A 13,369-nucleotide genomic window follows, 5' to 3' on the forward strand; every position below is an offset into this window, starting at 1 on the left:
TTGGACATTTGTAGATGACTTTTAAGTACAATATCACTTAACTTAATGACATTGCTTTGATGCATCCTTTTATTATGCTAAATTTATTGATATAGATTTCTCTTTTACTATTTTTCTTTTTAAAAATCAGGTGTATAATAAAGTAATTAATTGGTATTTTTAGAATAATATAAAATTATAAATGTAAAAGTCATATGCTAAATATATTTACGAAAGATATAGGGGTAGGTGGGAAGATGATTAATTTAAGAAAAGCAGAAGAAAAAGATCAGGCATTTTTAGGGAAGGTGTGCTTATCTGCACATAAATTATATCAGCCTTTTATGGGAGATGCCTTTATAAAACAAGCACATAAATATGAGGATGCACTGCCTTCGGGATATCATATTTATATTATAGAAGAGGCCGGTCAACCTTTAGGCTTTGTAGGTTATAAGCGTAAGAGTGAGAACATAATGTATATCGTGGCCTTTTACTTATTAGATACATATTATGGAGAGAGTTATGGGACTCAGACTATGCATTTCTTAGTCAATGAATTTAAAAGCAAAGGAATCGATGAAATATTATTAGAAGTTCATAAAAAAGCAGAGTGGGCAAAAAAGTTTTATGAAAAACAAGGCTTTAAGATTGCAAATGGAGAAGATATGTATAAAAATGATTTACATGAAAAAGAAACGGTATTACTTAGTAAACGATTAGCTTAAATAAAAAAATAATAAGTTAATTAACAAAAAGGAGATGTCACGAAAATTTTAATTCGTAACATCTCCTTTTTTATTATGGGGTTGCTCCATTAAAGTTGCTTTAAAAAGGTACTGAAGTAAATAATGAAATGCCAATGCTCATGATGAGGATAAGCAGGGTGATGATACCAATGATTTTGCCTACTGTAGAGCCAATATTAAGAGTCCAGCCAAGGCCATAACGTTTTTCTACGAAAAAGGCTGGGTCATTAGGATTGTTGTAAAGGAAGCCTAAAAGCCAATATTGGTCATCATCTTCAGGTAAGTGTTGCAGACTATCTTTAGTGGCATGGAGGCTAGAACGCTCATATTTGAAGTAAGCATAAAGCAGATAAAGAAGCGTCATAAATGGAAAGCATGCCATAAAACTGATTGCAATAACATTTAAGGCAGTCCCATTTACCATGGCATAAGCATTGAAGGCCATGAAAAGAACAAAAGATAAAGTCAGCACATAAAAGCTTAAAGAAGCAGCTTTTAGATATTTAAGGTGCCCTTCTTTGAAGGTTTTAGAATTTTGATTACCTTTGCTACGTGCACGCCATTGACTATGACTACAGAAAGCCAAAATAACGATAAAGAAAAGCTGAGAAAGTACAGTGCCGCCTACTGAGAACAGGGATTTATCTGACCAGCTATCAGCCTGCCCTAAGTAATTCCAGTGAGTAGGAATCTGTGCAGGGAGAGTTGAATAGTTTCCAAACAGATAAAGAGCTGTTAGAAGAGTAATGGCTAATGGCACGATATAAAGATAGAGGTAACGTTTTCTAAGGTGAACTTTAAGCGCTATAAAATCAGTATCAATAACCATTTTAGCTAAGGCGCCATCCGCTTTGGGTAAAGTCTCTTTAACGGCACGAACCTTTTGATGTGCAAGAATATAAAATACAAAATAAAGTATGAGCTGCACAAGCATAATAAGTGAAAAAAGTCCTGTCGTAAAGTAACGTGTAAAAATTAAAGGAAGGCTTACGACAAGTGATAAAACAAGGAGAAGCGTTGATTGAACAAAGAAGCGCTTGAAAATAATTTTACCTTCATTAGAATGCTGAAACGCATCTGGCATATAAACTCCAAAATAACAATGTAGTGGAGAGAGTTTTGGATTATAAATAAAGGCAAGGTAAATGAGTATATAGGTAAATAATGTGGTCCATAAAGCGATATTCATAGGTTAAACCCCCTTAAATTGTGTGAAATAGTTTTTGCACTGGTTTATAAAATCATCTTCTGAGAGTCCCATAAGATGCCCTTTGGCAGCTAAGAGCTCTAGTTCATTTTGTAAGGCTGAAAGCTGAGAGGTATTTGAGGCAACTGGTAGGGCATTGATAATCGTACCTTTTCTGCGGTCCATGGTCACATAACCGTCATCTTTTAAGAGACCATAAGCTTTATTAACTGTATGTAGGTTAATACCGATTTCTTCAGCTAGGGCACGTACAGCAGGTAAGGCATCGCCTACCTTAAGTTCTCCTTTAGCAATGGATAATAGGATGCCTTCATAAAGCTGAGTATAAATGGCTTTATCACTGGCAAAGTCAACTTCGATTTGCATGTATTCACTCCTTTTAAATAATAGTACAATATAGATTTCACATTTATAAATCGTAGTTATTCATAGTCTTTAGCCATGTGAAATCATTGGGAGAAACCAATTTATGTACAGGTATATTTCAAGTTTTTAGTTGGTTTCTCTATATGTTATGATGATTATATTTGTTATATAACACATATAACAAAAAGCTATGTCGTAAATATAACAAATAATTAATGGTAAAGTCAAGTGATAAAAAATAAATATAATAATATAAAATTTATAAAAAATATAGACTATTATGATATAATGAAGTATCTTGAAGAGTACATAAATCTTCTAGGTACCAGGGGGTTACGACGCATAAAGTAGGATTAAAAATTTCATTCCAGGAAAAGGAGAGAAGTAAATGAAATCAAAAAAGATGTTTGCACTTATTTTAGGGATGATGATGATGAGTTCATCCATTAGCACGTTAGCACAAAGTCAAGTTAAGGTGACAATAAACAATGAGCAAGTTAGCTTTGATGAAGCGGGTCCTTTTGTAGATCGCAATAATCGTACACTTGTACCCCTTCGCTTTATCAGTGAAAAACTTGGCGCACAGGTGAAATGGGATAGTAAGGCACAAACAGTGACTGTTACAGCATCAAGTCAAGAGGTTGTGCTTACAGTAGGACAAGCTCAAATGATTGTAAATGGTGTAAAAACAACGATGGATACGAAGCCAGTTATGAAAGATGGGCGTGTATTTGTACCTGTTAAATATATTAGTGAAGTTTTAGGTGTAGAAGTCAAATGGATAGCAGAAGAAAGTACAGTGGCGATATCTAATGAATTACCAGGAAATACAGTAGTTGCTAAAGTGAATGATGAAGTGGTTACTGCAAGGGAAGTCATCGCACAGATTAACTATGAGATTGCCATGATGCAGTATCAATATCAATATGATGCAAGCTATTTTGAAACAGATGAAGCTAAAGCCTATATCAAAGAACGCAAAGCAGAAATTGTAGATTATATTATTAAAAATAAAGTAGCACTCATTAAAGGAAAAGAAATGAAGTTACAGCCAACAGCAGCTGAAGTTAATGCACAGCTTAATGAGACTAAGGCAAGCTATGAAAGTGAAGCTGATTTTAAAGAAGCTTTAGCAAATGCAGGATTAACAGAAGAAGCTTATAAAAGCCAGATTAGTGATAGCATGACAATCACGAATGTCATTAATGAGATTAGCAAAAAAGTAACAGCCACAGATGCAGAAATTAAAGCCTATTATGAATCACATAGTACAGATTATGTTAATGCCCCTGGCGCAAATATGTATCATATTTTAGTCACAACGAAAGAAGAAGCAGAAGCCGTTAAAGCAGAGTATGACAAGGGGACAAGCTTTGCAGACTTAGCTAAAAAATATGGCACAGATGGTACGAAGAATTATGGCGGCGCACTAGGTTATATCCCTTATGAATCAAGAAGTTATGATCAAGACTTTTTAAATGGAGCAAAAACATTAGAAGAAGGACAAGTTTCAGAACCTGTTGAGACACAATTTGGTTGGCATTTAATTAAAGTTGATAATGTTCATAAAGAGGTTTATACAACACCTTTAGAAGATGTAAAAGAAGAAATCAAAGCAGCTGTTATTTCTGAAAAGACCACATCAACGATTTATAGTCAAATTGAAGCGTGGGAAAAAGAGATGACAGTTGAGAAATATGATGCATTAATTAGTAAGCTTTAATTGTAATGAATAAGGGGAGCGTACAATAATGGGAATCCAATTTTTTGAGAAAGAACAAACGTTTAAATTAGATGCAAATAATACAACCTATATGATAGGGCTAGTGGATGAAGAAAAGTTTTTAGGACATGTATACTTTGGTAAGAAGATTAGCGATCGGAGTGCTAGTTATCTTATGCGAACAGAAGAACCACCTTTTACACCCGCTACAAATAATAGGGACCGTTTATCTTTTTATGATTCATTTCCTACAGAATATAGTGGCAGTGGTGTAGGTGACTTTAGAGAGCCATCAATAGAAATAACTGATGCAAAGGGAAATAAGGTATGCCGCTTTACATATGAATCTCACACAATTTACAAAGGTAAACCTAAGCTTAAAGGACTGCCAGCTACATTTGGAGAAGAAGCAACTTGTGAAACCCTAGAAATTACTTGTAGGGATAAGGTCCTAAACTTAAAAGTAGTTTTAGTGTATAGTGTATTTGAAAAGCTAGATGCGATTACAAGAAGTGTGCGGGTTTACAATGAAGGGGAAGAAACACTTTATTTGGATAAGGTAATGTCTTGTAGCATTGACTTTGATAATATTGATTTTGAGATGATCACATTGCATGGCTCTTGGGCAAGAGAAAGACATATTCAAAGGGAGAAGGTAGGTTATGGCAAGCATTCAGTAGCTTCCACAAGAGGAGAATCTGGTCATCAAAATCATCCATTTATGGCACTTGTAAAACCCGAAACAACAGAAGACTTAGGGGAAGCCTATGGCTTTAGTCTTGTGTACTCAGGTAACTTTATAGCACAGGCTGAAGGCAGCCAATTTGATACAACGCGTTTTGTAATGGGAATTAATCCATGGCATTTTAGATGGGAACTTCAAAGTGGTGCAGAATTTGTGGCACCAGAGGTGGTCATGGTTTATTCAGATGAAGGCATTGGCAAGATGACAAGAACCTTCCATGATGTATACCGCAATCATTTAATACGTAGCCCCTATAAAGACCTTAAACGTCCAATTTTAATTAATAATTGGGAAGCTACTTATTTTGATTTTAATACAGATAAACTTTTAGCCATTGCAGATGAAGCGGCTAAAGTAGGCATTGAGATGCTTGTAATGGATGACGGCTGGTTTGGACACCGCAATGATGATAACTCTTCTCTTGGAGATTGGTTTGTCAATGAAGAAAAAATCCAAGGTGGCCTTAAGTATCTTGTAGATGAGGTGAATAAGCGTGGCCTTAAGTTTGGTATATGGTTTGAACCAGAGATGATTTCACCAGATTCTAAGCTTTATGAGCTGCATCCAGATTGGGCATTGCAAGTAGAAGGCAGGCAGGCTGGACTTGCACGTAATCAATATGTTCTTGATTTGACGCGCAGTGAAGTTGTGGATTATGTATACAACTGTTTAAAGAAAATATTAGAGAGTGCCAATATTGCTTATGTGAAATGGGATATGAATAGACCACTTACAGATGTAGGCAGTTTAAATTTACCAGCTGAGCGAAAAGGTGAGATTTTCCATCGCTATATGTTAGCTGTTTATGAACTGTTAGAACGTCTTACAACAGATTTCCCAGATCTTTTATTAGAAGGCTGTTCTGGAGGTGGGGCACGTTTTGATCCAGGTATGCTTTACTATAGTCCTCAAATTTGGTGCTCTGATGATACAGATGCTATTGAACGCCTTCAAATTCAGCAAGGTACAGCAATGGTATATCCGTTATCAAGTATGGGCGCCCATGTAAGCGATTGCCCCAATCATACAGTAGGCCGAACTACACCTTTTAAGACAAGAGGCCATGTGGCACTTGCAGGTACTTTTGGGTATGAGTTAGATATTACACGTATTAGCGAAGAAGAACGTCATCAAATTCCAGAACAAGTAGCTTTATATCATAAGTATAATGACCTTGTACGTCAAGGAGATTATTATAGATTAAAAAGTTATACGGACAATCACTACGAAGATGCTTGGTCAGTGGTCGCAAAGGATAAGGGAGAAGTACTTATCACTTTTGTACAAGTTTTAGCAAGACCTAATCGTCATAGTACACGCCTTTGCTTAAAAGGTTTAGAAAGTAACTTCCAGTATAAAGATGAGGCAACGGGACAAATTTATAGTGGGGATACTTTGATGCATGCTGGGTTATTAGTAAAGGGTATTTATGGTGATTATACAAGTGTATTAATTCATTTAGTGAAAGTACACTAAAAGTTAATCTATATTCTAAGTAAAATAGGATGATTGTATAATTACAATCATCCTATTTTGCCGTATACTGAGATTAAATATATGTGTAATAATTTACACACAGTAAGTTGTAAGTAAAGGAAGGTGGGTAAAAATGAGACCAAGAATAGAAAAAAGTACATTAAGTACAGTGCTTGTATTAGGCGCAGTAGCTGGAGTTGCGACGATTGCCTTAAGTATAAAAGCAGTAAAGAAACAAAAGAAAAAAAGAAGGGCATTGCCTTATAATAAATATAGAGAACGCCAAGTTTATTTCGTGGGTGGCGGACTTGCTTCTTTAGCAGGTGCTGCATATCTCATAAGAGACTACAATTTTAAAGGTGAAAATATTCATATCATAGAAGGGCTGAAAATATTAGGCGGCAGCAATGATGGTGCCGGTGACCCTAAAAATGGTTTTGTATGTCGTGGTGGGCGTATGCTTAATGAAGAAACTTATGAAAATTTCTGGGAGCTTTTTAGCACCATTCCTTCCTTAGAAGTACCAGGCAAAAGTGTGACAGAAGAAATTCTAAACTTTGACCATTTACATCCAACACATGCACAAGCTAGACTTGTAGATAAAAATGGTGAAATATTAGATGTAAGCAGTATGGGATTTAATATGAAAGATCGCATGGCATTAGGTAAGCTTTTAGTAACACCTGAAGAGAAGTTAGATGATTTAACCATTGAAGATTGGTTTAATCATACCCCACATTTCTTTGAAACAAACTTTTGGTATATGTGGCAAACAACATTTGCTTTCCAAAAATGGTCAAGCTTATTTGAATTCAAACGTTATATGGAACGTATGATTTTTGAATTTTCACGTATTGAAACGTTAGAGGGGGTCACACGTACACCTTATAATCAATATGAATCCGTGATTTTACCACTTAAGGCCTATTTAGAAAAACAAGGTGTAGATTTTACAATTAATGCAAAAGTTACAGATATTGAGTTTAAGCCAGGCAGTCAAATTACAGCCACAGCTATTCATATGGAAAATGAAGAGGGCGAGCATATCATTGCGCTTAAATCTGGTGATGTATGTATTATGACAAATGGCTGTATGACAGATAATGCAACTTTAGGTGATTTAAATACAGCACCTGAGTATGATATTAGTGAACCAATGTCAGGAAAGTTATGGGAAAAGGTGGCTAAGAAGAAGTCAGGACTTGGAAATCCTGAGCCATTCTTTAACCATCCAGAAGAAACTAACTGGGAAAGCTTCACAGTTACATCAAAAGGAAATAAGCTTTTAAAGCTTATTGAAAGATTTTCTGGCAATATTCCAGGTAGTGGTGCCCTTATGACCTTTAAGGATTCAAGTTGGCTTATGAGCATTGTTGTAGCTGCACAGCCTCATTTTAAAAATCAACCTATGGATACGACAATCTTTTGGGGCTATGGTTTATATACAGACCGCATAGGTGATTATGTGAAGAAACCAATGCGTGAATGTACAGGAAGGGAAATACTCACAGAACTTTTATACCACCTACATCTCTTAGCGCAAGAAGATGAGATTATGAAAGATGTGATCAATGTCATTCCTTGCATGATGCCATATATTGATGCACAGTTCCAACCACATAAGATGAGTGATAGGCCACAAGTGGTACCAAAAGGCTCTACTAACTTTGCAATGATTAGCCAATTTGTAGAGATTAAAGAGGATATGGTATTTACAGAAGAATATTCAGTAAGAGCAGCTAGAATGGCAGTTTATAAATTATTTAATGTGACAGATAAAGAGATTTGCCCAGTAACACCTTATAAGAAGGATGCAAAGGTATTGAAAGCAGCATTAAAAAAGGCATATAGCTAGACACGCAGTGAAAAGTAAGAAAGCAATAATGAAAAGCAAGACAGAACAATGAAAAGCAAGGAAGAATAATGAAATGCAAGACAGAATAATGAAATGTAAGTAAATGAAAAAGACTGCTAAGCAGTCTTTTTTTAGGTGGTGGATTGGTCAGAAGAGATGGAGGTTGAGGTATAGTTCATGTCAATGGTGATGACTGTATAGTAGGTCTCATCAATAGTTTTAACAAGGTCATCAATTTTAGCGGCTAAGTCTTTAGGTGAGGTTTTGTAGCTAGGCGGTACTGCCACATCGAAGACAAGGTTAGTATGCGTCGTTCCTAGTACAACACGGAAGTCATGAAGTGAAAGCTGTGGATGAATCGTTTGAACAAGATCGGTCACTTTGTGGCGTAGGGCAACTGTTGCTGGATCTGAAGTAACGACTGGGTCTGGGTGAATGACTAAGTTAACATTAAAATTTTTCTTGAAGTCACGTTCAATAAGATCTAGTTTATCATGGCAGCTTAAGAGGTCTTCTTCAGCAGCAACTTCTACATGAACAGAAGCAAAATAGTTATTTGGACCATAGCTGTGAAGTACTAAATCATGAAAGCCAAGGACTCCGTCATAGCCTAAAAGTTTAGTTTCGATATCACGCGTAAAAGCAGCATCGGGTGCTTGCCCAAGAAGGGGACTTGTGGTTTCTTTTAAAATATTGTAGCCAGAGTACAAGATGAATACACCAACGGCAGTTCCCATATAGCCATCTAGTTGAAGCCCTGTGAAATGGGCAATTATAAAGGCAACTAAAATAGCGGATGTGGCAATGACATCATTACGGCTATCTGCAGCGGTTGCTTCTAAAGTAGTAGAGTCAATAAGGCTGCCAAGTTTGTAGTTAAAGGCACTGAGCCAAATCTTAAGTAAGATTGAGAAAATCAGTACAAAAATCATAGGCAAACTTACTACAAGTGGGTCTGGATGAAATATTTTAGTAACAGAAGATTTAATAAGTTCAAGGCCAAGTAAGAAAATAATAAACGAAATAATGAGCCCTGAAATATATTCAATACGGGCATGACCAAAAGGATGGTCTTCATCAGCAGGTTTGCTAGAAAGTTTGAAGCCAACTAAGGTAACGATAGAAGAACCGGCGTCTGATAAATTGTTAATACCATCGGCTAAAATAGCGACACTATTAAAGAGAAGGCCAACACCGATTTTGGTAATACATAAAATGATATTGGCAAGTATGCCAACAAGGCTGCCTAAACGTCCATAGGCTTCACGGACACTAGGAAGTTTCGTTTCTGTATGATTTTTTATAAAACACTTTATAAGTAGTTGAGTCATTAAAATCCTCCTTTAAAATAAAATAATATTCCCTAAAGCTATCTTTATTAGACAGACTCTAGGGAAACTTTTTAAATATCGTCTACATTAAAAGATAGAACGATTTGCTTAGTAGTTGTTTTAAGTTGTGTAAGTTTTACCCCAGCAGCACTAAACATTTTTTTAGAAGCTTTCACGGCGTCAGTTTCACTGTATTTATCAGATAAGTAAACCACTTCGCGAATACCGGACTGAATAATAGCTTTACAACATTCATTACATGGGAAAAGTGCCACATAGATTTTTGCACCAGATAAAGATTTACCGCGGGCATTTAAAATGGCATTAAGCTCAGCGTGAACGACGAAAGGATATTTTGTGTCTAAGAGTTCGCCTTCACGTTCCCAAGGAAAGGTGTCATCAGAGCAACCAATTGGTAAACCATTGTAGCCTACGCTTAAAATGGTATTGCTATTATCTGAGTCTTGCCCACTTACAATACAAGCCCCTACCTGTGTACTTGGATCCTTGCTACGTTTAGCCGCTAAAAGGGCTATCCCCATAAAATAATCATCCCAAGAAATATAATCTGCTCTTTTCATTATAATGCCTCCGATTATGACTTAAATATGTTATACTCATAGTAGCTTAGCAGATAAAAACTGTCAACTATATAGCTTTTTATTGGAATTATTTGTGACAAAAGAGGAGAGAAAGATGGCGAAAGTAGAACTTGTAATTTTTGATATGGATGGGCTGATGTTTGATACAGAACGTATATACTATAAGGCGTGGCAAGAAGCAGCCCAAAGTAAAGGATATGCAATTACCTGGGAAGTATATACACAAATTGTAGCAAGAAATAGCCGTTATATTGAAAAAGTACTTAAACAATTATTAGGAGAAGCGTTACCTTATAAAGAAATTGAAGAAGATAAACGTCAACGCTCAAATCAAATGATTGCTGAAGAAGGTATCGGGATTAAAAAAGGACTTCTAGAATTATTAGATGCCTTAGAGCAAAAAGGTATTAAAAAGGCTGTGGCAACGTCTAGTCAGCGTGAGAAGGCATTAAGTTATTTAAGTCTTGCTGGGATTAAGGAACGCTTTGATGATATTATTTGTGGTGATGAAGTGATGGAATCTAAGCCAAATCCAGAAATCTTTGTAAAGGTTTGTGGACGCTTAGGGGGCACACCAGAGAAGACCTTGGTTTTAGAAGATTCTAGATTGGGGCTAGAAGCAGGGAAAAAAGGTGGTATGACAACAGTACTTATACCCGATCTTGTACAGCCGGATGAGGAAATGAAAGGAAATGCTGATTATATTTTAAATTCCTTAGATGAAGTCATTAAATTACTTTAAAGAGATTACTTGAAATAAGCTTATAAAAATAAGTTTATATTTATATAAGAAGGCAGTTGTATGAGTGTTTTATAAACATTCATACAACTGCCTTTTATAAGACCCTAGTATTTTGAGGGTTGTTAGCATCAAGTGCACAGGTGAGATTTTCAATATAAGGTGTTAGTTCGTCTAATAAAATGCAAGTGGCTTTTGAAGGACGTACTTCCTTAGGTAAGATATAAGAAAATGTTACGTGTACATTATCCTCTAATGAAATAACATCAAAGACCTCGTTGGCATCGCATTGTGTAAATAACATATGCGTGGAGATAAGTGCAATCCCTAAGTTGTTTTTTACAGCTTGTAAGAGAGCAAGATTGCTATTAAAGACAACCTTAGCATTTGGAACGATACGATGATTGGTTAAGAAGAAATCTAAGGCTTCTCTTAACCCAGAGCCATGTTCACGGGTGAGCCATCTTTGGTTTTGAAGTAAGCTAAAATCAGAGAGTGTGTCTGGCAAATTTGCACTTTTAGGCGCAATGAGGACAAGATTATCTTCAAAGAAATATTGTTGTGTAAAGCGGTTTGAGTGAATATTACCCTCAATAAGGGCAAGGTCAACTTTAAGTGCCTTAACCATACTTGTTACTTCACTGGTATTGCCGATGATAACTTCTATTTCAATATCCGGATATTTGTTGCAGAATTCCCCTAGAAAGTGTGGTAATAAACATTCACCGATAGTAAGTGTGGCCCCAATACGAAGATGCCCCTTTGGACTATTGGAGATATTTTTAACTTCATCTTTCGTTGTTTCAAGCAAAGATAAAAGCTCCTTGCTACGGCGATATAAGAGTTTACCACTATCCGTAATTAATAATTTTTTTTGCTTTGTACAACGGGCAATAAGTTGTGTGCCAAAATAGGCCTCTAGATTTTTAATATGTACGCTAACGCTAGGCTGCGAAAGATTAACTTTTTCGGCTGCCTTCGTAAAGTTTTTGGCTTCGACAACAGCTGTAAAAGTTCTAAGTTCATCAAGCATTTTAGACTCCTTTCGAAAGATAGTATTAATTTTTTTAATAGATACAATCAAAATAATTCATTTTACTTATACTACTTATATTATTATACTAAATTTGGCTTATGTAAACGAAAAAATAAAAAAGTTTGCATATATTGCACAATAATAAATTAAGCCTAAGAAAAAAGAGATAAAGATAGCTTTAATGTATTGTGCAAAACCGTAGAATTATATATTACATAGGAGATGACTAAGATGTCTTACCATTATTTACTCGATCTTGCAATTATATTAATTAGTACGAAGCTATTTGGACTTCTTACTAAGAAGTTCCATATGCCACAAGTAGTAGGGGCACTTTTGGCAGGGCTTGTATTAGGGCCAGCAATGTTTAATATTTTGCAAGAAACAGATTTTTTAAAACAGTTAGCTGAACTTGGTGTTATTGCACTCATGTTTACAGCTGGTCTTGAAACAGATATCAAGGAAATGAAAAAAACAGGAAAAGCTTCTCTTGTTATTGCATTATGTGGCGTACTCCTACCATTAGCAGGTGGATTTGTCATTGCTGCAATCTTTAATAAAGGAGATTTAGCAAGTGCAACAACACCACTTTATTTACAAAATATTTTTATTGGGATTATTTTAACTGCAACTTCAGTAAGCATCACGGTAGAAACGCTTAAAGAAATGGGTAAACTTTCAACACGTGCTGGAAATGCTATATTAGGTGCAGCAATTATAGATGATATTTTAGGGATTGTAGCTTTAACAATTGTAACAAGTATGGCAGATACTTCAGTAAATATTATTTGGGTCCTTACAAAGATTATTTTATTCTTCGTATTTGTAGGGGTTGTAGGATTTGGATTTTATAAATTCTATAAAAACTGGACAGAAGAAGAACAAGATAAAAGAAGATTCGTTATTATTGCTTTCGTATTTTGTTTATTACTTGCCTATATCGCAGAAGAATTCTTTGGTGTAGCAGATATTACAGGTGCATTTATTGCAGGGCTTATCATTTCAAATACTGTGAAAAAAGAATATATTACACAACGTTTTGAAACAATGTCATACCTTCTTTTATCACCAGTATTCTTCGCAAGTATTGGCTTAACAGTAGAGCTTCCAAAAATGACACCAGCGATTATTATCTTTTCTTTAGCACTTTTAATTATGGCAATCCTAACTAAGATTGTAGGTTGTGGTTTAGGTGCTAAACTATGTAGATATTCAAATCGTGAGGCACTTCAAATTGGAACAGGAATGGTTTCAAGAGGTGAAGTTGCCCTAATTGTAGCAAGTAAAGGGGCAGCACTTGGTTTAATCAGTCCAGTACAATTTGGACCAATCGTTATTATGGTTGTTGTAACAACTATCATTACACCTATTTTACTTAAATTAGTCTTCAAAGAATCTGATGAAGAGATGGATGAAGAAACAGAAAAAGTAAAAGGAAAACTCGCAGTATAGTTTAGTATGAAAGTACTAGCCGCTAGAGAGGCTTCTGTCGGTATAGAGAGATAAAAAGGCAACACTAATTTACCTTGACATTCATTTGGTTTGAAGGTCAGATAAAGTG

At 35.6% G+C, this 13,369-nt stretch carries 11 protein-coding genes; 6 read left to right on the forward strand and 5 right to left on the reverse strand.

The genetic code is table 11. The annotated features are described in order from the left end of the window. Positions 1 to 236: 236 nt before the first annotated feature. On the forward strand, positions 237 to 707 hold the full coding sequence (locus tag AC1VAQ_RS03315) for an N-acetyltransferase family protein (RefSeq protein WP_479903455.1): 471 nt from the start codon (positions 237 to 239) through the stop codon (positions 705 to 707). 100 nt (positions 708 to 807) lie between these two features. On the opposite strand, the gene AC1VAQ_RS03320 is transcribed toward AC1VAQ_RS03315, so the two are convergent. Together AC1VAQ_RS03320 and AC1VAQ_RS03325 are read right to left on the reverse strand one after the other, a co-directional pair. Continuing rightward, the gene (locus AC1VAQ_RS03320; protein ID WP_303244089.1) at positions 808 to 1,917 is read right to left on the reverse strand and encodes a DUF1648 domain-containing protein; all 1,110 of its coding nucleotides are present in this window, start codon (positions 1,915 to 1,917) and stop codon (positions 808 to 810) included. A 3-nt stretch (positions 1,918 to 1,920) separates the two neighbouring features. Further along, positions 1,921 to 2,301 carry a GntR family transcriptional regulator gene (locus AC1VAQ_RS03325; RefSeq protein WP_303244090.1) on the reverse strand — a complete coding sequence of 127 codons (381 nt, stop codon included), beginning with the start codon at positions 2,299 to 2,301 and terminating at the stop codon, positions 1,921 to 1,923. A 388-nt stretch (positions 2,302 to 2,689) separates the two neighbouring features. Between AC1VAQ_RS03325 and AC1VAQ_RS03330 the strand changes: the two genes are divergently transcribed. The 3 genes from AC1VAQ_RS03330 to AC1VAQ_RS03340 all read left to right on the forward strand — a co-directional run bounded on the left by AC1VAQ_RS03330 (position 2,690) and on the right by AC1VAQ_RS03340 (position 8,100). Beyond that, positions 2,690 to 4,024, forward strand: a complete 1,335-nt coding sequence (locus tag AC1VAQ_RS03330) for a stalk domain-containing protein (protein ID WP_303244091.1) — start codon at positions 2,690 to 2,692, stop codon at positions 4,022 to 4,024. Between the two features lie 28 nt (positions 4,025 to 4,052). Beyond that, entirely contained in the window at positions 4,053 to 6,245 is a 2,193-nt protein-coding gene (locus AC1VAQ_RS03335) for an alpha-galactosidase (protein WP_479903456.1), read from the forward strand. Between the two features lie 133 nt (positions 6,246 to 6,378). Continuing rightward, the gene (locus AC1VAQ_RS03340) at positions 6,379 to 8,100 is read left to right on the forward strand and encodes an oleate hydratase (RefSeq protein WP_303244093.1); all 1,722 of its coding nucleotides are present in this window, start codon (positions 6,379 to 6,381) and stop codon (positions 8,098 to 8,100) included. Between the two features lie 131 nt (positions 8,101 to 8,231). Here AC1VAQ_RS03340 and AC1VAQ_RS03345 read toward each other — a convergent pair whose 3' ends face one another. Next, a complete protein-coding gene (locus tag AC1VAQ_RS03345; RefSeq protein WP_303244094.1) occupies positions 8,232 to 9,431 on the reverse strand; it encodes a cation diffusion facilitator family transporter in 1,200 nt (399 codons plus the stop codon). A 71-nt stretch (positions 9,432 to 9,502) separates the two neighbouring features. Further along, a complete protein-coding gene (locus AC1VAQ_RS03350; RefSeq protein WP_303244095.1) occupies positions 9,503 to 10,012 on the reverse strand; it encodes a deoxycytidylate deaminase in 510 nt (169 codons plus the stop codon). 115 nt (positions 10,013 to 10,127) lie between these two features. Here AC1VAQ_RS03350 and AC1VAQ_RS03355 point away from each other — a divergent pair, with 115 nt between their 5' ends. Continuing rightward, complete coding sequence (locus AC1VAQ_RS03355; RefSeq protein WP_303244096.1) at positions 10,128 to 10,775, forward strand: HAD family hydrolase; 648 nt, start codon at positions 10,128 to 10,130, stop codon at positions 10,773 to 10,775. A 94-nt stretch (positions 10,776 to 10,869) separates the two neighbouring features. Here AC1VAQ_RS03355 and AC1VAQ_RS03360 read toward each other — a convergent pair whose 3' ends face one another. Continuing rightward, positions 10,870 to 11,805, reverse strand: coding sequence for a LysR family transcriptional regulator (locus tag AC1VAQ_RS03360; RefSeq protein WP_303244097.1), 936 nt, complete (start codon positions 11,803 to 11,805; stop codon positions 10,870 to 10,872). Between the two features lie 234 nt (positions 11,806 to 12,039). On the opposite strand from AC1VAQ_RS03360, the gene AC1VAQ_RS03365 reads away from it, so the two are divergent. Continuing rightward, complete coding sequence (locus AC1VAQ_RS03365; protein ID WP_303244098.1) at positions 12,040 to 13,260, forward strand: cation:proton antiporter; 1,221 nt, start codon at positions 12,040 to 12,042, stop codon at positions 13,258 to 13,260. Positions 13,261 to 13,369: the final 109 nt, after the last annotated feature.

It is taken from the genome of Cellulosilyticum sp., from assembly GCF_982396655.1.